A 21,297-nucleotide genomic window follows, 5' to 3' on the forward strand; every position below is an offset into this window, starting at 1 on the left:
GCGAATCTCCTCGCACAATCGCGTAGGTTTGTTCTTTACGACGAAGAAATCAAGCAAATCTTATCGAATATAAATCCGCGTCGCGCATCCGCGCGGTCAATACTACTTCTTTGTCTGCAAATTTTGCAAGCTCATCATGATCAAAGGTTATTACCCGGTCAATGGAATCACCGAAAATCTCGCAGCTTTCAAGTGTTTCTCCCGTGGACGACCGCAAAGTGAAGTATATATAACCCCGGGCCGATGTCGAAAAGTTAATCCTCATCTCACCGCTTGTAAAGGTAAACGGCTTGGTGGTTATTACTTTTTCGGCATAACCGGCGTGCAGCGAAACGAACCCATCGCAGCGTATGGTATATCGCCACAATTGTGCCGGCACATCCATCCAATGATTATCAAAACTGTATAACGACAACTCGTGCGGTTCGCCTTCTACAAGGGGAGGCGTTTCGATAAGCCCGCGTGCCGGAAAACAGTCGCCATAAACCCAATTCGAACCGTTCTCCATACCGGGGCGCATAAAAGCCTCATCATACCGTGTAAAATTTATACCGTCGCGGGAAACCATAAATACGCAGTCTGTAACCGCAAGTCCGTATCGTTTGTGATTCTTCGAGGGCAACATGCGTTCAAGACGTTTTTCTTTTCCGCCAAGCTGCTCAAAATTGCCGTTCCATTCGGGGCGTTCTACATATCTCGACGGAAAACCTATATACATATGCGGTGCGCGGACATACGGCGAAACGCAGTTTGTATAAAGCGGATAATCCTCCGAGTCTCCAAAACAAATCGGTTCGGGGTCGCTCCATTTTTTACCGTCTTCTGACCAAATGTAACGTATATCGCGTATTCCGGCGTTCCAGTCGTCGCCTATGATATTGTGGAACCCGCGTATATATCCGCGATAGATCCCCGCAAGCTCATCCCAGAAAACAACGTTGAGAGAATCCATATATCCTTTTGTAGTAATAATATCGCCCATTGTAAAGTGAAGTCCGTCGGGGCTTGTGAACATTCGCAGTTCAATTCGCTGCCCAAACTCCGGATTATTATATTTTCCAACGCCTTTATATCTCTCGGACGCAGGAACAGCAGGGTTATCATCGCGGAAGACCATAAAGTTATCAAAATTATTCGTATTTTTGTCTAAAATAATATTGTTCTCCCGCGAGCCTTCCCATTCGCAGATTCCGAGCGCAGGTTTTGTCCATGTAATTCCGTCGCGGCTTTCGGCATAACAAACACGAATACCATTCGTCGTGTGATCCTTGTTGTCGGGGCTATACATCTGCCAGGCAAGATAGTACATCTTGTATATACCATTGTCATGTAAAATATTGTGGTAATTGCAACCGTTGCCCTCCCACGATGCATCATGGTTTATGGCGATTTCGCGGCGAGTCGGTCCATGCAAGCGGAATTCTGCTGTCGTTTTGGCATTGTCAATCAAATAGTCGTCGAAAAAGCATTCGCGTTTGGATGAAATGTTTATCATGTTATACTCCTTTATTTTCCTATATTTTCAATTTCACTAATTGGGACAGCCCCATTTATGCCCATGTAGTTCCATTCCAGTATTTTAATGCATTTGAAATCACCGCTACTTGTCCAATTCTTGATTTGAAGGATGGCGCTGTCGTCCAAACATTTCGACTGCCATTTACGGCATCATCACCAGCAGTCGCATTTGCACCTTGATAAATATAAGAAGTTCCGGCAGCTTCAATAATGTTGTCGAAAGATGAAAATTGTGCGTTATTGTCCGATACGATGTACCACTGCCATGCGCCGGACACTTTAGACTTAAATGTGTTCCCTTTAATAATGCCCCCCGTATTGGCGGCTCCTAAAATATGAAACACATAGGCACTCCCAACGACATCCCGAATAATCGTATTCCCCTTAATTACCCAATCAGATGAATTTCCGCTAACCCTAAATACGTTCCCGGAATTACCCGTCAAGCTTGTGAGCGTGTTACCCGATAAATCGGCAGCATACGAATCGATACAAGCGATAGCCCCGCCTGATGGATTAGAGCAGCCATCCAATCGATTCCCTTTTATCGTTGCATGATTGGACCTGTATAATTGTATGAAATAAGCGCTAACGTCTTGAATGGTATTCCCAATGATGTTCGCATAATTTGCCCTGTCTGTGTGAATACCTTGTGCCACTTTGTAAATATTGTTTGCTGACAGGACTACATGTTGAGCGTCATTTAAACTAATCCCTGTTGTACTATACGTGCCATTAAACAATCCGTGAATGATATTGCCGACAACTGAAATTTTACTATCAAGACTTTCAACACCTAGCGCCGGGTATGTATCAAGAGTGATCCCGCCAACTTGATTCCCGATACAAATATTTGATGATACGACACTATTTAAAGTATTTACAGAACAAACAATACCCCAGCCACCCTGATTGGCAGAATCCTTTTTGTTGCCATAACACAAATTACCAATAATGCGTGTTTTCTTAGTTGTATTGCTTATTACAATTCCGCTGCGCTGAGCATCATGTGACGTAACGCCGCTAATATAAACATCTTCGCCATTTAAGATTTGGATATTATCATACAAAGATGCATTCTTATACTCTCCACCGGTAATGGAAACTTTCGCAAGTGGTGTGATTGCATATAATCCAATCATACCGCTATCAACTTCAATGTTTTCACATATTAGTTTTTTCTTGGCCCGGGTGACAATGTTGATTGAAACAGATGGTTTAAATTTAGCGCCCTTTAAAATCAATGAATTGCCTGAATGTTTAATAGAGCAATGAGATTCTGCCGTAATGGTTCCACCTGCATTATTATCCTTGTTTTGATCAATTTCAATGTCACCATCAATAATTAAATTATAAGCAGTGTTTAAAAGAGTTGTGTTTGACCCTGCGAATAATGTAATGCCGCCGGAACCGATCAGTTTAATATCACCAATCGCGGTCAAGCTTGATGTGCTAATATTCAAGCCACATAAGTTGATAGGTAATTTTAATGTTGCAGAAACATCAAATAATGCTTGGAGTTTTGTGTATTCATTGGTACCATCACCCTTTAAACCCGCAAGGGTTGCTAATAGTTGATCATAATAACCAACAAGCACCCAGCCATTCAATGTGTAGAATCCGTCATTTACATTCGATTTATCAGAATTGTAAATATACATAGCGCCAGTGGCTTTCATTCTGATCGTTCTGGTTTGAAAATTACTATTCAGAGCTAACATTTCAGAAATAGATTCAAGGGTATAGACGGATGATTCATTAATCTCTTGCTGTGTTTTCCCGCTACTATCGAGAATAGCACTCGCTGGATGTGCTTCAGCCATATCACGGCCTGCCAGCTCGTTATGGGTTACAAGCTCAAGCTTCGCCGCTATTCCTGGGGGAATTTTGTCCTTGTCGTTAGACCCTTCGTATACGGCACCGGCAACCGATGAACCCTCTTTCCCGTAAGCCGTTGACGATCCCCCGAGTATGCTGCCCGCGGCTAGGGCCACACCGGCCATGCCGAAGGACGTTAGTAGCTTTCTGCGGCTTATTTGGCTGCCAGACTCCTCCGGCCGTTCCTGTTTCAAGCCTTTCCCCGCTTGCTGCTCCATCTTTTATTCACCTCATCTAGGTCGATTTTTCGGTCATATATTCGTCTTTACCGATTGGACGGCTCCGCCATTTCGGTGCGACCGGATCAAGGCATCGGCTGCATATACCGAACAGAGGCCGTCTTCGAGCGTACAGACCGGCACGGCGCCGTTTTGCGCGATATCGACGAGATGCTCGACCGCCAGCTGAATAAGGCTATCGCGCGCCAGCAGATTGGTCTCCTCGCGCTTCAGCGTCAGGTGTGTGCCTTGAACCGACGTATGCTTCGCAACCGTATAAAAGCGGATGTCATCGCCGGTCCGTTGCAGCTCGATTTTGCCTTTGTCGAAGTACAAGTCCATCTCGAACATAAGAAAATGGCGGTCGTCAAACGCCTCCGCGTACCCGGGGACGCCATTGTCCAGCGAAAACAAGAAAGAAAACGTCGGGTCTCCTTTGCAATCCATGTTCGTGGCGACTTGCCTGACGACTTGGACTTGAGCGATCGGACCCGCTGCAAACCGTATCAGATCAAACAGATGAGAACCGTTGTTGCCGATCCCTCGCGTATACCGCACATGGATGTTGGTCAGCTTGCCGAGCTCCCCGGACATTACCGCTTGACGAATTTGACGAACGCCTTCGCTCCATCTTCGCGAAAAATTGACGACAACCGTTCTCTTATGGCGCTCCATGAGCTCGGCGATTGCCTCCGCCTCCTGAACTGTCGTCGCAACCGGCTTTTCCAGAAAGAGGACGCGCGCTTGCGAACGGGACAATACCGTCCGCAGCAGCTCCAGACGCACATGCTCTGGCGTGCAAATGCTTATCACATCAAGCTGCTGCTCGCTGAGCATCGCCTCCAAGTCCGTGTAAAACTTAGTTTCCGGCGCGATAAGGGCGAGCTGCTCGCCCTGCTCCCGGCGTACGCCTGCGGCTGCCGCAAATTCAATATGCGGGTTTAACCGGTAAGCCAACGAATGGCTTAATGGCACATCTATTCGCGGTATATCCGCCCTCAAGCCGATATAGCCCAGCCCGATAACGGCAGCACGGTATTTACTCATCGCGATCCCTTACCTCGCCATTCCTGTAAGATGGTCCAACCATGTCGCGCCGTAAAGCTTTGAACCGTGGAATGGCGCTTTTGACCTTATTGGCTATGCGCCCTGCTCCCGGAACGCTTTGCAGCGGTTCGATTACTGGGAGCTCTTTCGGCTCGCAGATGCGGCATACTGCTTGTTGCGATCGTCGATCATTTGCGAGCCTCCCATTTCGAGCCAACGCGCCATGATGCCATCCCAGCTGTCGACGCGTATTTCGCCGTTTAGCACCCGCACCTTCTGCTCGCTAAGATAATCGTTCAAAGCACCAAGCTTCGGATACGACTGCCATTTGGTCATATCGTAATACACGCCAGAATCGATCGGTTCGAATCGCGGCAGCCGGTTTACCTGCTCCCGCTTCAAATTGTACTCTGCGGATGTCCATGCTTTAACCGGCCATACCGGTTTGCCCGGCCAGTTAATATACACCGTTTTGTATTTGGCGTAATAATGCGCTTTGGCCAAATCGGTTTTGTCCTCGGAGATAAATACGACCATCCCGTCCGGAGTCGTCGTGTAGTTGTCGCCTTCGATGCCGAACGAGGTCAGCATGTTGCCTTCGTAAGTTCCCTGGTAGTCGAAAAACTTCAAAACCGTTTCGGGACTGGCATTCTTTTTGTAAATGACCCAGACCGAGTGAGCGATCGGCGAGGCAGGCAAACGATTGAGGCCTTGTTCGCCCTCAAGCACAAACGGAACATAGTTGTAGTCTGGCACGGATTTCCTCAGCACCTCGCCGGCGTTTACTATCGTTCCCGAAAACGTGGCGGCAACCGCCCCTGCCCGGTTATCGGCAATCAGCTCCTGTTGTTTGTCTGCAGCCGACAACAGTAAATCCGACCACAAATATCCTTTCTCGTTCCAACTGGCGAGCTTGGCAAGAAACTGCTTATAGGCAGGATGAAGCTCAGGCGGCTTCAACTTTCCGTCGGCGTCCTGCCACCAGGCATAGCCTTGCGGCAGAAAGCTCGAGCCGAGAACGTTCTCCAGCATGTTAAACGCGCCGCCCGATGCAACGGTAAGCGGTACTGTGTCCATCTTGCCGTTACCGTCGGGATCTCGCTCCTTGAACGCTTTCAACACTTCCTCAAATTCGTCTATCGTTCGCGGGAGCGGTAACTGCAACTTGGCGAGCCAGTCAGCGCGGATTTGCAGCGCGCTGAGCGTATACAGACCGTTCTCGATCGGAATACCGAGAATATTTCCTTCATACGTCGCCAGCTTGAACGCTTCGGGTACGACGTTTTTCTTGAGATGGGTCCCGTACCGGTCAAGCAGATCGTTGAGCGGCAAAAGGAGCCCTTCGTTAAACGCCTGTACCGCCTCGGTTATCGATAATTCGGCGAAGTCCAGCTGCTCGCCGGAGGACAGCATGGCCGCCCGCTTCGACCGGCACGGCCCGCCTGATCCCCCATCCGAGAAGACGATGCGCACATCAGCCCCCGTTTGCTCCAATATTCGATCATGCACCCGCTCCTCCTCAGCCGTTTGCCGGTCAAAGGAGGGGCTGCAATTCAGCCCGACGATGCGAATTCCGCTCGATATCGGTTGGCCATCATTCGGACCTGATTGCTCCGGGGCAGCCGAATCGCAAGAAGCCGCTGTGAGGAGAACGATCAGGAGCATTGGGGCAAGCATCGTTTTGATCCCTCTGTATGTACGCATCGATTCAAGCCCTCCTTATGCTCCCAAGCCGTCCTGCGGCAGTTACTTCGCTTTCAGCTCCTGCAGCTTTTTCGCTGCGCTCTCTTCCGACAACCGCAATGCGGTATTCAAGTCGAGCTCGCCTATCATAACCTTATTCATATTCGCAACATACAGCGAGGAGATCGGTATTTCATTGACGCTTTTATACGGAACTTCCGCCAGTTTGTTGTAGAAGTAGGCGCCCCAATTTTTATCCTTCACCTTCGTACCCTGACCGAATTCTTTCCTGACATCCACGTTTTTCAACACCGGCATAAAGCCTTTTCTGGCAACTTCGGTCTGGAATTCGTCCGACAGGAGATACTTCAGCATATCCATTGCCGCATCCGCGGTTTTTTTGTCTTTGGCCATCCGGGTAATACCGAAATATTGCGTATACGGCTGTCCACCCACATTCGGCAAATCCTGGAATGACGGAAGCGGCACCCAGTCCCAGTTGAATTTGTTTAATTGATCTTCGCGGGTATTGACCACGAAAGCGGTCACCCCGCCAAGTATCGCAACTTCCTGATCTTTGAAAAACCCGTCGATGGCATTGTGTTTCTTCAAATACTCCTGAATGCCGGGTACTTCGGTAGGAGCGATCAGCAGCGTCTGGTAAAATTTCTTCCAGCGTTCGTCCCGGTTGATCGTAGGCGTCTGCGTCTTCTCGTCAACGAGTGGAATGGACAGCGGATTCATGGACAGCATGTAATTCGTAAACGGCAAGTATCCGGCATACGTTTTATCGCCCTCGGTCCGGGTCATCTTGCGCGACATATCGATGATTTCTCCCCAACTGACGCCGTTTTTCGGATAGGGGACGCCGAATTTATCGAAAATGTCTTTGTTGTACATGATGCCGAGCGTATCGGCAACGACGGGAAGCGCATACATGCCGTAGCTCGAATTCCGGATGCCGCTAATGTTCGACGGGTCAATCCGGTTCAGATCGAGCTGGTGCTGCTTGATCAGATCGGACATGTCCAACTGCAAATCGTAGGAGATGACCTCGTTTTCGAAATAACCGACATTGGCGAAATAAACATCGTAATGGGTATTGGAGGCGAGCATGCCGGGAACATCCATCCCCTTGCCCGTGTTCTGGATGTACTTGATCGTGTCGTTGGGAAATTTCTTTCTCAGGCTGTTGCCGAATCGATTATCGAAATCGGCCGGCGTCATTCCGTTCTGCGAGTAAAATACAACTTCGGCGGGCTCCCTCGGTTTTTCTTCCAACTTCGCTTTATCCTTGTCTTGGCCACCGTTGGTTGTTTTATCGCCGGTTGTGTCCGTACCACCCCCGCTGCAGCCTGCCAGCAACAAAGCAACGGCCAGCAACAACAACGGAATCATTGTAATATGTCTCTTCATCTTCATCGGACCATGTCCCCTTATTCCTTCATCATATCGATCCCGGCCCCGGACGCCGGAACAATTTCAGCCTACCCATCATCGGCGATCTTTTCAATCACAATATATTAAAACCGTTGCAACGAGCGGCTTCCAGTCCCAAGTTCAACGAGTTGAATATTGTGATACAAAAAAATATCCCCCGCTTCATACCCCCCCCCATTTCATTTTCACGGGAAGTTAAAAAAGCCGACAATGTTTCCTGTCGGCATGCGAATCGGACTGATCGTTCAGCTATCGGCGAGTTGCGGCTCTTTCTCCATGTTCCGCTTAAACAACAGCTCTCTGTACTCGGAAGCAGTGATGCCGGTGTACATTTTGAATACTTTGGCAAAATAACTGTTGCTGTTGAAGCCAGAGCGTGTGCCGATGTCGGCGATTTTCGTCCGGGAGTCGGCTAGCAGCCGCTTCGCTTCCTCGATACGGAATTCGTTCAAATATTCGATCGGAGTCCGGTTGTACCTTTTTTTGCATACGGTAATCAAATGCTGCTTCGATAGGCCCAAGTGTTCAGCCATCTCATCCAGCGAGAAGTTTTCCGTGTAATGCGCGGTAATATAGTCATGGATTCTGCCTGCATAATCTTTCGTTTCCTCGGCATAATCGCGGAAGCTATGAAACTTCGCAAACAGGAATTGCTTCACAGCGGTGACGTTCATAATCCCTTTGTCCGTAATAAGCTGGTTCAATTCATTTATAAACGTTGAGCTATGCTGGCCGAACATGCGAAGCAGCAGCGTAACCGTCTGATAAAAATTAAGATTATACTCCACCACAGTCAGTTGCCCGGAAAATAGAGCGTTCAGCGCCTCCGTAAAGCTCCGTTCGTTTTGCTGCCGGATCGCCAGCTCCAGTTCCTCAATAGCGGCCGTTTTCATCGGAACTTCATAGTCCATCGGCAGCTTGTTAAAACAATAGACCGGACTGTCCGCCGTATAAATGCGGCCGATGTTGTAGGCGTACAACGCTTCGATATAAGACTTATGAACGTCTTCCAATGAATGAATGCCGCCGATGCTGATGACGACCGAATCCAGCTCGGCAGGGTCTAGTGTAAGCAAAAGCTCGGTCATAAACCGGTCCATATCTTCATGCTCGAGCTGGAACAGGACGAATTCATCCCCGTTTGGTTCCTTGAACGGCTCCAATCGGAACGATGACGGCGCAGCCATGCGCTGAATCTGGGAAGCGGTAGTTTTCTCGGTTTTCTTTCCTTCTTGCGTATGCTTAAGGGTGATGATCGCTACAACGAGATAAGGCGACATCTCGGGCAATCGTTGAACGAGGTCCGGACTGACCGGAGTTTCCCCGCGAATGAAACGGCCAAGCAGCGATCTTCTTTGCTGCTCTTCGCTTTCCATCACTCTGGCGACAACGCTGAGGAAGGGCTTATACAGCTCGCGTGCCCCAAACACGATAAATACCGACATGACACCGATGACGGTGAACAATACCGCCAGCAATTTATTTTTGAGGGCGCTTACCTCTTTGTACAACAGCTGCGTATTCACTTCGCGGACTAAAGCCCAGTCAAACGCTTCAAGCTTGATCCGGTCGACTTGAATATTGGAATTTCCCGTTTGCTCCGGCAGCACTGTACCGATCAATGTTTTGTCACGGTGATACATAACTGTGCCTTTCGCATCGATCAAATAGTAGTTGTATATCTGGGTGTTAACATTCAGCTCGCTTAGAAAGGACGTATACATTTTATCCAGATCTACATTAAAGATGATATAGTTCGGATCCTTTTGCAGCCCGGGAAGCTTATGCACGATGGATGCCATCTGGGTGCCTGGCTTCGAATATCCTGCCTTAATCTCGTACTGGTACAAAGGGATTTGCGGCGTTTGCGAGGCTATCCACGGAATGGCGCTCCGCTCGGGATTACGCTCGATTCCGTAATTGGAAATAAGCAGTGACCGGTCGGCACCGTTATACAGCATATATTCGGTGACGAAAGGACTAACATACAAAAGTTTGTTCATCTCAAGCCACACCTTCCAGTGCTCCGTCGTCGTCTGCAAGTTGGTGAAGCGGGCATCGCTGGCGGTCGTGCTGGTGAAATCCATAATCTGCTGCAGCATCCGTTCCATCAGTGTCCCGGTGCGGGCCAGCTCGGTTCCGTTTTTGGCGTCGACCAGACGGATCGTTTGCTTCATAAACAGATTCGTGTTGTAAGCGTTTGACAATAAAGCCGGAATGAGCGACACAGCGATCAGCACGATTGCCACCCGGTACAAATAGGAGCGGGTATCCCGTTTCAACGCCGATTCCCCCTTCATGAACAAAAAAAGGAGCCCAAGCTAAGCCGCTCCTTCCCGTTCATCATACAATTGGTAAGACCATAGTATAGATTGTGCACTTTTAGTCTACTAGTATTATCTGGGATCGTCAATCGCAGAATACTTCGTCCTTATAGCCCTTCTCGCGAATCAACTGATCGCGAATTATTAAGGTTGCTTGCGGTCTGCGAGAGACATAATGAACCGAGAATTCAGCGTGTCTCTCTGTGGCTGTCTAAGAGGTATCTGTTGTTGCCGCCTCCTTTCCGGGAGCGCTTGACTGGCTAGATGGCTTCCGTTCTATACCCTAATTTTCTGACATGACCAGACCGCTTGGCAACAGGGTCGGGAAGCCCGCCGTCGCCGGGGTTCGTGTCGATCTGCCTGTTTTAACCCCCATCACTACGAGGTTTCTGGTCGCTCGGCGTTGCATCGACTCTTTTCGTAAGTCCATCCTAATACCGATTTCAAGTTCAATCGAAGTCGCAGAAGTTGCTACTGTGGAGCATCGATTTTTGACCGGGGTCTTACTCGCGCCTCACCCCGCTTGCGGCTACTCCCTTGACAAATAATAACTCAAGAGCAAGCAAGAGAAGCCAAGCAAGTACCCATGCTGTGGCTGAATCTATGCTTGCTCTTGCTGTTCCTGCGTTCGGCTCCGGCGGTTGTCGGGTTCCGGGAGGACTGTTGTCCCGAACGGCTCCCGGTCATGATGGTTTGCACGGTCGGACTGCTCCGGTTCCGGTGAGACTACTCCCCCGAACCTCCCCGTTCAAATTTACGTTATTTCTTCTGCGCCTGAGCTGATTTATCGACAACTCGGGACCGATATACGGCTTGACGATTTGAATCAGCCGATTGTCAATCACCAAACCGATAGGAAAACAACTGTCCGTTTTTTAGATAAAACCTGATTGCTACCGCGCTGCCTGCAAGATCAGCAAGACTTTTATGGCCAGACCAATTTACAAGATGATTGATCTGATCTCCCTGTAAAGCCCTGCACTCCTCCGCGCTAAAACCAGGAATCACGTTGCCGCGCTCGTCCAGCAATTCCACTTTTACGTATCCATCCGCTGCAATTCGGGCATTCAAGAGCAGGTTGCTGCCAGCAAACTGAATAGGCTTCGTCGTAAGCACTCCCTCCGCTTGACCAGCATCGACGGACACGAAGCGATCCCGCTTCCATTTCACCAACCCGATTTCGCCCTTGAACGCACCTGTCCCCGTCTTGTGATCGAATCGCCCGGTAGATTGTCCCGCACGCGGATGTCCCTCCGGATAGATTTCATATAGATGGGCCGGTTGGGTATGCGCATAGTTCGAACCATTGTAATACAGCCATATTTCATCCCCTACGTCGAATGCTTTGGAAGCGGTATAGATCCATCCGCAATCCCAATCGGATACTACAGCGTTGTCCTGTGCCGTAGCGTCCGGTCCTGCGGTCCTTACTTCGCCGCGCCGAATAACCGGTTCCCGGAGCTCCCTCGACCAGTTGTTGCCATCGCGCGAAAACGCCAATTGCACGTCATCGATTCCATCATCGATGGTGTAATAATACGCTTCTTCATCATTCGCATAAAAGACCCATGGGAATGCAATCAGTCCGCTCTCATGCGGGTACAACCCCGCCCCATAAATATCAGTCCGCATAAGAGAGCGATTAACCGGAGCCTCCATTATCGGCTTGATCTCCTCCAGCTTCTTGGCTACCTGATCCACAAGCTGATCTTCCGCATCCGTATTCAAGCTGCGGTAGGACGGCGTCCACGTTCGAAAGTCGCTGCTTGTCGTCGTGTAGAACAATCGGCGCACAGAATGAAAATAACCGGGGTCAGTCAAACTGCACTTATGCAAGACTACGTACTTCTCGCGATAAGGGTCCCATACCGCAGAGGCGACGTCATGGCCCGAGCCGAAGCTCCCAGTAAATGTCCAGTTGATCCCGTCCGGCGAAACCATCGTTTGGTACCGTTTATCCCAAGTAAACGTGACCATCCGGTACCGTTCATCGTGAGGTGCGAATACATCCTTCGTGACGCTGGCAGTCTCGACGGCTCCGCTAATCGCTACCGCGTTGGTAGGCATCCCGTTGTTCGTGGAGGTCCCCGTTAACGGTTTGCTCCAGTTGATCCCGTCCTCGCTAGTGGCATACAGAAGAGTCCATCTATGCGGGAAATATTCGGTACTCCCTCCCGTGTCGGTAAAGTACCACATTTTGAACAGTTGCTCCTCTTCATCGAATAGCACGTCCCCCCACATCACCTGCCGGTATCCCTCCCAAGGGCAGTCCATGGTGAGGACTGGTCGATCCTCATGCTTGACACCCGGATGCAAGGTATAGCTCAAGCCATCAATGGCCTCCACCAAATCCCTCGAGATAAACAATTCCGTTCGAGAGCCAATGGCGAATGGCTGATCTGCAGGAAGGGGCGCTGTTGAGATTCCTCCTCCCGAGCCATCAAGAGCTGGACTGAACGCCTTCACTCTGAATTGGGGGTTGTCGTAGAGCTCGAAATGCGATTCTCCATCCGTGAAGCGTGTATTCACTTTGAAATATCTGGCCTTGATCGGCTCCAGCTCGAACGAGCAGACCAATTGCAAATTGGCGATCTTCTGGGTAAAGGCCACATGCTCCACTTGCGAATAGGTCACATTATCATCGCTCCAATATAGGGCGTACTCCTCGCCTTTGCCCGTCCCCTTGGAGCTGGAGTACCGGTTAATCAGATCGATCCTCGCTACTTCTCGAACCTCTCCGAAATCGATGCCGACGCTGTTTCTCGAGACATCTATGGCAAATGTGGCCGTGCTGCCCCACTCCTCAAGAGCTCCGGTTTCGGGGGCGATGTCTCCGCTTCTAAATCCGACTAATGCGGGCAATTGCGAACCGACGCTGGCGTCGACCACATAGGCTCTAGTGTCGAGCTGCAGCAGGCGAAGGGGAAATCGTCCAGTTCCTTCCTCGGAGGGAATGTGGATTTTGATAAATTGCGCGCGCAGGCCGGAAAATTCAAAGCTATCTACAGTTCGTCCTTCTATGACCCGCGAACGGAAGTGAGAAGATTCAATCTCTGTGTACGACAAATTGTCCAGGCTGGCATACAAGCGATACGTCTTCGCTTTCCCAATTAAGGACACACCGGCGCACCATAATTCGACCTTATCGACTTGGGTCACCGCACCGAGATGAAAGCCTAAGCTTCGGCCTAGATAATCGGCTGTAAGTGAAAATGGAAAGCCCCAATTCCCGACCGGCGTAGTCTCCGGACTTTCATCCCGGTCCACGTACCCCGCGGTTGCCGACAATTGAACATAGGGAGTGATGACGTTCATAAGCTACCAACACCTCATCTTCGTTATCCTTTTACTGATCCGACAATCATGCCTTTCACAAAATAGCGCTGTAAAAACGGATACACGAGCAGGATCGGCACCGTTGTAATCATAATCATCGCGGCCCGGACGCTATCCTTGGAAAGCGCAGCAAGCAGCCCCAGCGATTCGGATACCCCGCTCATGTTCGGGTCGAAGGAGAGCAGCATGGACTTCAGCAGCAATTGCAGCGGCCATTTGCTCGGATCGGACAAGTAGATCGAAGCCGGGAACCAGCTGTTCCAAAAACCGACCGCATAGAACAAGCCGATGGTCGCAATCGCCGGCATCGACATCGGCAATGCGATTCTAGCGAATACGATCACATCATTCGCCCCGTCGATGCGTGCGGATTCTTCCACTTCCTGCGGGATTTCCATAAAGAAGTTGCGCAATAAAAAGGCATACCAAACATTGAGAAAAGACGGAATCATAACGGCCCATAATGAATTTTTAAAACCAAGAGCGGTGACAAGGAGGTAGGAAGGAATCAGCCCTCCTCCAAAAAACATGGAGGCCAGCAAAACGGCCGTCACCACGTTACGATAAGGCAAGTATTTCTTGGACAAGGCATAGGCAATCGATCCCGTAAAAAACAAACTAAAGAACGTGCCGAAAAACGTAATGAACAAGCTATTGCCGAAGGCCTGATACACTCTGGAGCTGCCTGTCAACAAGTAAACATAAGAATCAAACACGACATGCTGCGGAAAGAAAGTAACGCCATTTCGCATGATGTCCTCATTGGACATGAGCGATTGGCTGATTACGAACAAAAAAGGGGCGATGATCGAACAACATACCACGATGAGAAAAGCCGCATTCACATAATCGAACAGCTTGAGCCTTACCATATGCCCTCCCTCCCGAGGCGTTTCACAATATAGTTCGTGCCGAGCAGGAATAAGAGCCCTACGATGTTTTTGAACACGCCTACCGCTTGCGCATAAGAGTACCTTGAATTTTCTAACCCTTCCCGGTATACGTACGTATCGATAATATCTCCAACGGAGTATACATTAGGGGAGTACAAGAGCAGCACTTGTTCGAACCCGGCATTCAAGATCCCGCCGACCGCGAATATGAATAGAATGGAAATAATGTTGGCCATCCCCGGCAAGCTGATATGAATCATTTGTTGAAACCGGCTGGCACCATCGATTTTAGCGGACTCGTATTGGGCCGGATCGATTCCCGCCAGTGCGGCCAAATAAATGATGCTTCCCCAACCGAGTCCTGCCCAGATATCGCTGGAAACAAGAATGCTGCGAAAAAAATTCGGGTCGGAGACCAAATTGTTCTGAGATCCGCTGAACTCCGCAACCATCTTGCCGATCAAGCCGCTTGTAGGGGACAACAACGATAAAATCAGAGCGGAAATAATCGCCCAAGACAGAAAATGCGGCAAATAACTGATCGTTTGTACGGTTTTCTTGAACTTGGAGTTTCTTAATTCGTTCAACAGAAGCGCAAACAGGATCGGTGCCGGAAAACCGAAGATGATCTTGTAGGCGCTGATCAACAGCGTATTGGTAAGGATCCGCCCGAAATAATAGGAGTTGAAGAAATTGACGAAATTGTCCATCCCCACCCATCTGGCATCGATAAACATGGATTCGACACCGCGAAACGGGCTGAAATTCTGAAAGGCAATCACAATGCCGTACATAGGCACATAATGGAATAACAGCACATGCAGCAATCCGGGAAGCAGCAAAATATACAGAAATTTGAACTTCCACAGGTTGCGGAATAAGCCCGTTTTCTTCGTTCCCAGCGGATTTTGCGTTCGGCTGCCTTTGCTTAATGAAGACACAGAGATCGGTTTCAAAACGGCTCACACCTTTCCATAAGAGGGCTCATCTTCTGTTGACAACAGAAGATGAGCCCGTTCATCCGCTTACTTGGCAGCTGCCGCGAATTGCTCGTTTCGGTCGTCAATCATTTGTTGCCCGCCAATCTCCAGCCATTTCTTCACAATGCTATCCCAGTTCTCAACCGGAATTTCTCCGTTGAATACTTTTATCTTCTGCTCGGACCAATACGTTTTCAGATCCGTCAGCTTGGAGAATGATTTCCATTTGGAATTGTCGTAAAGCACTTTGGAGTCAATCGGATCAAAGCGAGGTAGCTTGTTCACTTGCTCCCGCTTCAAGTTGTATTCCTGGTGTGTCCATGTATTCGCGGGCCATACGGGACTTCCAGGCCAGTTGATGAACACCGTCTTGAATTTGGCGTAATATTTGGCCTTGGACAGATCCGTCTTATCTTCCGCGATAAATTCGACCAGCTTGTTCGATCCCCTAGTGAAGTTCTCGCCTTCAACACCGAAGTAGACCAGGTCGCTCCCCTCTGGCGTTGCTTGGTAATCGAAATATTTCATGACAGTTTCGGGACTGACGTTTTTCTTGAATATAACCCAAGCCGATGTGGCGGCAGGGGAGGCAGGCAATTTATTGATCCCCTTGCCTTCTAAAGCGACGGGGACATATTGGGCATCCGGCACCGTTTTCCTAAGCACCTCTACTGCGTTTATAATGGTTCCGGAGAATGTGGCTGCCACGGTTCCTGCTTTGTTCTGTGCGATCAACTCTTGCTGCTTGGGCGCCGTAGAAAGCAACATATCGGGCCAGATATACCCTTTTTTCTGCCACTCTACGAATTTGGCCATCATGTCTTTATAGCTCGGGTGAAGCTCGGGCGGTTTGATTTTGCCGTCGGTATCTTTCCACCATTCTGTAGCTGCCGGCATGAAGAATGGAGCGAAGACATATTCCAACATGTCAATCCTCCCGCCTGAACCAGTCGACAAAGCGTAGGTATCGGCCTTTCCATTTCCGTCCGGGTCGCCGGTTTTAAACGCTTCCATAATCTTTTCATAATCGTCAACGGTTTTCGGCATCGTTAACTTTAACTTGGCAAGCCAATCGGTTCGGATTTGCAAAGCGTTTGGCGTGATCACAGGGGTCTCAATCGGAATACCCAGAATTTGTTTGTTGTAAGTCACTCTTTCAAAAGCGGCAGGCAATACATTTTTCTTCAAGTTCGGTCCGTATTTATCCAGCAAGTCGTTGAGAGACAGAATGACGCCGTCATTGTAAGCTTGTATCGCATCCGCGATAGACATTTCCGCGAATTCCAATTGTTCGCCTGAGGAGAGCATCAGATTGCGCTTAGTGACGTACTGGCCGGCCTCCGAGAAGACGATGTTGACATCGGCGCCTGTTTTTTCCTGAATAATATCGTGCACATGCTTCTCTTCCGGCGTCTTCCGATCGAATGTGGCACTGCTATTCAGCCCTACGATCTTGACAGGGGTTTTGGACTTTTCGGTTGCAGCGCCTTTGGCCGGCGTTGAGTCCCCCGCAGATTTCGGATCCTTGGTACTTGACGAGCTGCATGCTGACGATGTTGCCATGACGGACACTAACAAGACTGAGAGCCATAGCCTTCCCCTTCTTTTCTGTTCCACGCTTCATTCCTCCTTATTGGTTCCCGGTCCCCCGGGATAGCTACAACCTACAACAGCTCTTGCCCGCAATTCAATCCTAATATATTAATCCGTTGAAATGACGGGCTTTTCGCCCCTGTTCAACGTGTTGAATATTGTATTACAACCCGATTCCAAAACAAAAACCGACGTCGAAGTCGGTTTCGTTCAAAGGGATTTAACTATTGCGGTTGACCCGCAGCTCTCTGTACTCGGACGGCGTGATCCCCGTATATTGCTTGAAGACTCTGGCAAAGTAGCTGTTGCTGTTGAATCCGATTTCCAAGCCGATCTCCGCAATTTTCGTGCTCGTATTCGATAATAGGTGTTTTGCCTTTTCGACTCGATACTCATTCAGGTATTCAATGGGTGTCCGGTTATAACTTTTTTTGCTAACATGAATCAAGTGCTGCTTGCTAATCCCGGTATAGTCCGCCATTTCGTCGAGGGAGAAATTATCCATGTAGCGAGCCGCGATGAAATCGTCAATCTTGCGGGTGTAATCCTTCGTATCGACCGCATATTCCCGAAAGTTATGGAACTTAGAAAATAAAAATTGCTTGACGGCCGTTACGTTCATGTTCCCCTTTTCCGCAATCAATTTATTCAATTCATCCAAGAACGCCAAGCTGTTCTGTCCGTACATCCGCAGAAAAAGCGAAATGACCGTATAAAAATTCAAATTGTACTCGACCACCGTAATTTGCTCGGAGAACAAAGCATGTAAGGCATTCGTAAAGTTCCTCTCGTTCTGCTGCTTAATTGACAATTCCATTTCTTCAACGGCCGGAGTCTCGACTGTTGTGTGATGGTAATCCATCGGAAGTTTATTATAGCAATACAGCTTCGAATCCAACGAGAAAATCCGCCCGATATTATAGGCATACATGGCTTCGAGATAAGACTTATGCAAGTCATGAAGCGGATGAATGCCGCCGATGCTTATCTCCAACCGTTCCAGCAGTCCTTCATTGAAGTTGAGCAGGAGATCGGTAGTGAAGCGATTCACGTCTTCATGCTCCAGTTGGAACAACAAGATATACGTTTCATTCGACTCTTCAAACATCTCATAACGGAATGCCCCGTCTAAACCGTCTACAATCGATTTTCTCATGCGTACGGGATCATGGCCGAATTCATCCATCGACGGCAAAGTTTTGATGATTGTCACAAGATGAGATCTCGCATATGCTTTAGTTAATCTTTCTATGTCCGGATTAATTCCGATCTGGCCCATCAAGAGACGATGCAGAAGCGTTTTTCTCAGCAGTTCTTCGTTTTCATTGACTCTTAGGACAATCCGGTGAAATGGTTTATACAGCTCGCGGAATCCGATCAGGATAAGAACCAGCATGAAGACGACTACGGCCGAGACCACGATAATCAACGTATTTTTTAATTTCGCGACATCCCCGTACAACTGCTTCGTATTGACCTCACTAATTAATCGCCAATTAAAGGCATTGAGTTTGTAGTCGTTCATTTGGATGGTCTTTGGGTCCCGCTCGATATCGGAAAGGTTCAACCCGAATTTTTGCGGCTCCCGATGAAACATGATTTTACCGCCAGCGTCTGTAAGATAATAATTATACAGCTCGGCGTTCACGTTCAATTCTTGCAAAAAGGAAGCATAAATCTTATCCAGATTAACATTATAAATGAAATAATTTTGCTCTCCTCTTGAAGAAGGAAGCCGTTGAACAATAGACGCAACATGGGTCCCTTGTTTGGACTTTCCCTCTACGATCTTGATTTCGTATAAGGACATCCCGGATGCAACGGAGGCGATCCACGGTATCGCACTGTTACTGGGATTTCGTTCAATTCCATAATTAGAGATAAGTAACGTATTCTCAATACCATTGTAATACAGGATTTCCGTGACATAGGGATTGGCATAAATTAAGTTGGTAATATCGCCGAATGCCTTCCATTGTTCGTATTCCGTTCTAATATTGGCGAAACGGCTGTCTAGCGTAATGGAATTCGTGAAATCCATAATTTGTTGAAGCGTTCTCTCCATCAATGCGCCGGTTCGAGTTAATTCGTTTTCGTTTTTCGAATCGATAAGCTCAACCGTTTTGGTTAAGAACAAATTAATATTGTAAGCGCTAACTATTAGAAAAGGAATACTGGAGACGACCGCCAAAACTATTATCACTTTGTAGATGTACGATTTAATATCTTTCGTCACAACTACTCCCCCTTAAATACCTGCTGCTGATCTCCTCAATCGGCCTACATACAATATAAATGTACTGGCATGGAAGCGTTAGGAAGCTCATCCCTAATCCACTACCGCCAAATTCTTAACGATTTGGTTTAGCATGATTTCTACATACACCATAAATGTAATATATCATATATAATCAAATAATATTATATTCAATTCGTCCGCTATGAGGCAGAAAATCATAATCATGGATCATTTGTCAAATGACTTTTGCTTAGGCTTCCGATGGTAGTCATGTTTTGATTATGGTACATCCTCGATATTTAGTCTTGTAGCCTTTTTTGAGTCAATAAGCCACGCTTGTCGTACGTTTAGCTGGTGGTTAACCCACTTGCATCCGTTACACCTGTCATCCGATCCAACAGGTCATACTGGTATGTGACCGCCGTTCGGTCCGGGTACACAACTTTGCTGGGCTGCCCGGTAGGCGTCCACTCATAACCGATAGATTGGTTGGCTCCATTGGTCACCTGGGTAAGGCGATTCTAAGCATCGTAGCCATACGATGTGGTTCGGGATAGCCGATTTCCTTTAGTCGGTTCATCGGATCGTATTTGTAGGCAGTTTGCTTGTTATCTGGATATTGAATATGAACCCATTGCCATTGCTATCGTAGCTTAGCCGTGTAAGTTGATCGAGTGGATTCTTCTCTTTAACCAGTTGATTTCGGTTGTTGTACTCATATCCCGTTACCCGCAAAAGAGCATCAGTTTTATTAGTAATATTACCTACAGCATCATAGTGTAGCCCGTTGTTGCTTGTGCAACAAAAAAAACGCCCCACAAAGGGACGTTTCAGTGTTTATCTTATTTCAAACCGTTGGAATAAGACTTGCTCCTCAGCTTGTCACGGCGCTGGCTTAGAATGGACAACCGCTTCTTGAGCACCTCAACCCACTCCTCGTCCTGCAGAACCTTGGCGGCCATCAGCAGATCCAGCGAGTTGTCGATCTGATTACGCACCAGCTCCAATGGATCTTCCAGTTCACTGCTGACGCAATTCTCATACAAGGCATCGCCGTACCGGTCCTCGACATATTCATCGAAATCGACCTCGGAAGCGCCATCTCCTACGGCGTATTCTGCAAGGATTTCATACTCCATCTCGACCAAATAATGAACATCCACCTGATGACATACCGGACAAAACAACAACGGCACATTGTGAATGTGCGTTTGCATATGTTTCAAAGTACCTTTCGTACCGATCATACTGGCTCCGCAACAAAAACTCATGGCCACTGGCCTCCTCCCGCTGGGCAATAGGCAAATCCGTTGGATTCACTATCCCTATTCGATGAAACATGACCTAATACCTTCTCTTGATCGTATGGCATTGAGTTTTTTATGAATGATCTTCTATAATGAAACCATACCACATTCGACCGAAAGGATACTACTCCCATGTTAATCAAAATTGCTCGCGAACAAAAGCTACAAATGATGGCAACCGTACAATCCACATTCGAAGAACAATTCGGACAGCCCATTGGTCAATTAGCCGCAGAGCAGTGGCTGGACCTGATCATCAAGGAACTGCACCCTATCATCTACAATCAGGCGATCGCCGACGCCAAGACCGTGTTGTTCGACCGAATGGCTAGTCTGGAAGACGAGCTATATGCACTGCAGAAGCCGGTCCGGACAGGTCGATCCACATAGCTCGACGCATCATAAAGAAAAGGCCAGGACTTGGATCGTCCCGGCCTTCTCTTTGCGCGTCCAGATCTTATTCTTGACCGTAGGTTTCGATATATTTGTCTGCGCTCCACAGCTTATCCAGCTCGGCCACGTCCGACAGCTCCACGACAACCATCCAACCATCTCCATAAGGAGCTGAGTTGACCTTCTCTGGAGCATCTTCCAAGGAACCGTTCACTTCCAATACTTTGCCGCTAACCGGAGCATACAGCTCGGATACGGTCTTCACGGATTCTACGCTGCCGAACGGTTCGCCGAATTGAAGCGTGTCTCCTACCTGTGGCAGCTCCACGAATACGATGTCGCCAAGCTCATGCTGTGCGAAATCGGTAATGCCGATTACTACCTTATTGCCTTCCAAGCGAGTCCACTCATGCTCTTCGCTGTACTTCAGTTCTGCTGGTACGTTCAC

14 protein-coding genes and 1 pseudogene are annotated in these 21,297 nt (G+C 48.5%); 1 reads left to right on the top strand and 14 read right to left on the bottom strand.

Annotation, left to right across the window (positions count from 1 at the left end; translation table 11 throughout):
* Positions 1–49: 49 nt before the first annotated feature.
* From AC1DWB_RS02265 to AC1DWB_RS02325, 13 genes and pseudogenes are all read right to left on the bottom strand, one after another.
* A complete protein-coding gene (locus AC1DWB_RS02265; protein ID WP_477539397.1) occupies positions 50–1,495 on the bottom strand; it encodes a glycoside hydrolase family protein in 1,446 nt (481 codons plus the stop codon).
* Between the two features lie 55 nt (positions 1,496–1,550).
* Positions 1,551–3,614, bottom strand: a complete 2,064-nt coding sequence (locus tag AC1DWB_RS02270) for a right-handed parallel beta-helix repeat-containing protein (RefSeq protein WP_477539398.1) — start codon at positions 3,612–3,614, stop codon at positions 1,551–1,553.
* A 33-nt stretch (positions 3,615–3,647) separates the two neighbouring features.
* Complete coding sequence (locus AC1DWB_RS02275) at positions 3,648–4,661, bottom strand: Gfo/Idh/MocA family protein (RefSeq protein WP_477539399.1); 1,014 nt, start codon at positions 4,659–4,661, stop codon at positions 3,648–3,650.
* Between the two features lie 132 nt (positions 4,662–4,793).
* Entirely contained in the window at positions 4,794–6,365 is a 1,572-nt protein-coding gene (locus AC1DWB_RS02280; protein ID WP_477539400.1) for an extracellular solute-binding protein, read from the bottom strand.
* 42 nt (positions 6,366–6,407) lie between these two features.
* Positions 6,408–7,766 (bottom strand): ABC transporter substrate-binding protein, encoded by a 1,359-nt coding sequence (locus AC1DWB_RS02285; protein WP_477539401.1) that lies wholly within the window; start codon positions 7,764–7,766, stop codon positions 6,408–6,410.
* A gap of 263 nt (positions 7,767–8,029) precedes the next feature.
* On the bottom strand, positions 8,030–10,066 hold the full coding sequence (locus AC1DWB_RS02290) for a helix-turn-helix domain-containing protein (RefSeq protein ID WP_477539402.1): 2,037 nt from the start codon (positions 10,064–10,066) through the stop codon (positions 8,030–8,032).
* Positions 10,067–10,945: 879 nt separating this feature from the next.
* Complete coding sequence (locus AC1DWB_RS02295; RefSeq protein ID WP_477539403.1) at positions 10,946–13,423, bottom strand: discoidin domain-containing protein; 2,478 nt, start codon at positions 13,421–13,423, stop codon at positions 10,946–10,948.
* Between the two features lie 23 nt (positions 13,424–13,446).
* Positions 13,447–14,316, bottom strand: coding sequence for a carbohydrate ABC transporter permease (locus AC1DWB_RS02300; RefSeq protein WP_477539404.1), 870 nt, complete (start codon positions 14,314–14,316; stop codon positions 13,447–13,449).
* Positions 14,310–15,293, bottom strand: coding sequence for an ABC transporter permease (locus AC1DWB_RS02305; RefSeq protein WP_477539405.1), 984 nt, complete (start codon positions 15,291–15,293; stop codon positions 14,310–14,312). Before AC1DWB_RS02305 ends, AC1DWB_RS02300 begins: the two co-directional genes overlap by 7 nt.
* Before the next feature lie 69 nt (positions 15,294–15,362).
* Positions 15,363–16,934, bottom strand: a complete 1,572-nt coding sequence (locus AC1DWB_RS02310; protein WP_477539406.1) for an extracellular solute-binding protein — start codon at positions 16,932–16,934, stop codon at positions 15,363–15,365.
* Between the two features lie 196 nt (positions 16,935–17,130).
* Positions 17,131–19,146 carry a helix-turn-helix transcriptional regulator gene (locus AC1DWB_RS02315; protein WP_477539407.1) on the bottom strand — a complete coding sequence of 672 codons (2,016 nt, stop codon included), beginning with the start codon at positions 19,144–19,146 and terminating at the stop codon, positions 17,131–17,133.
* Positions 19,147–19,496: 350 nt separating this feature from the next.
* Positions 19,497–19,658 (bottom strand): annotated as a pseudogene (locus AC1DWB_RS02320) (RHS repeat domain-containing protein); the annotation flags it as partial.
* Between the two features lie 333 nt (positions 19,659–19,991).
* Positions 19,992–20,420 carry a hypothetical protein gene (locus AC1DWB_RS02325; protein ID WP_477539408.1) on the bottom strand — a complete coding sequence of 143 codons (429 nt, stop codon included), beginning with the start codon at positions 20,418–20,420 and terminating at the stop codon, positions 19,992–19,994.
* Between the two features lie 168 nt (positions 20,421–20,588).
* Between AC1DWB_RS02325 and AC1DWB_RS02330 the strand changes: the two genes are divergently transcribed.
* Positions 20,589–20,846 (top strand): DUF2164 domain-containing protein, encoded by a 258-nt coding sequence (locus AC1DWB_RS02330; RefSeq protein ID WP_477539409.1) that lies wholly within the window; start codon positions 20,589–20,591, stop codon positions 20,844–20,846.
* A gap of 67 nt (positions 20,847–20,913) precedes the next feature.
* On the opposite strand, the gene gcvH is transcribed toward AC1DWB_RS02330, so the two are convergent.
* A complete protein-coding gene (gene gcvH, locus AC1DWB_RS02335) occupies positions 20,914–21,297 on the bottom strand; it encodes a glycine cleavage system protein GcvH (protein WP_477539410.1) in 384 nt (127 codons plus the stop codon).

The sequence above is a fragment of the Paenibacillus sp. P4_E11 genome, assembly GCF_056401635.1.

What these genes read in the sequence shown, in the direction of transcription:
- AC1DWB_RS02265 (WP_477539397.1), bottom strand. Translation starts at nt 1,495, where the DNA reads ATGATAAACATTTCATCCAAACGCGAATGCTTTTTCGACGACTATTTG.
- AC1DWB_RS02270 (WP_477539398.1), bottom strand. Translation starts at nt 3,614, where the DNA reads ATGGAGCAGCAAGCGGGGAAAGGCTTGAAACAGGAACGGCCGGAGGAG.
- AC1DWB_RS02275 (WP_477539399.1), bottom strand. Translation starts at nt 4,661, where the DNA reads ATGAGTAAATACCGTGCTGCCGTTATCGGGCTGGGCTATATCGGCTTG.
- AC1DWB_RS02280 (WP_477539400.1), bottom strand. Translation starts at nt 6,365, where the DNA reads ATGCGTACATACAGAGGGATCAAAACGATGCTTGCCCCAATGCTCCTG.
- AC1DWB_RS02285 (WP_477539401.1), bottom strand. Translation starts at nt 7,766, where the DNA reads ATGAAGATGAAGAGACATATTACAATGATTCCGTTGTTGTTGCTGGCC.
- AC1DWB_RS02295 (WP_477539403.1), bottom strand. Translation starts at nt 13,423, where the DNA reads ATGAACGTCATCACTCCCTATGTTCAATTGTCGGCAACCGCGGGGTAC.
- AC1DWB_RS02300 (WP_477539404.1), bottom strand. Translation starts at nt 14,316, where the DNA reads ATGGTAAGGCTCAAGCTGTTCGATTATGTGAATGCGGCTTTTCTCATC.
- AC1DWB_RS02325 (WP_477539408.1), bottom strand. Translation starts at nt 20,420, where the DNA reads ATGAGTTTTTGTTGCGGAGCCAGTATGATCGGTACGAAAGGTACTTTG.
- AC1DWB_RS02330 (WP_477539409.1), top strand. Translation starts at nt 20,589, where the DNA reads ATGTTAATCAAAATTGCTCGCGAACAAAAGCTACAAATGATGGCAACC.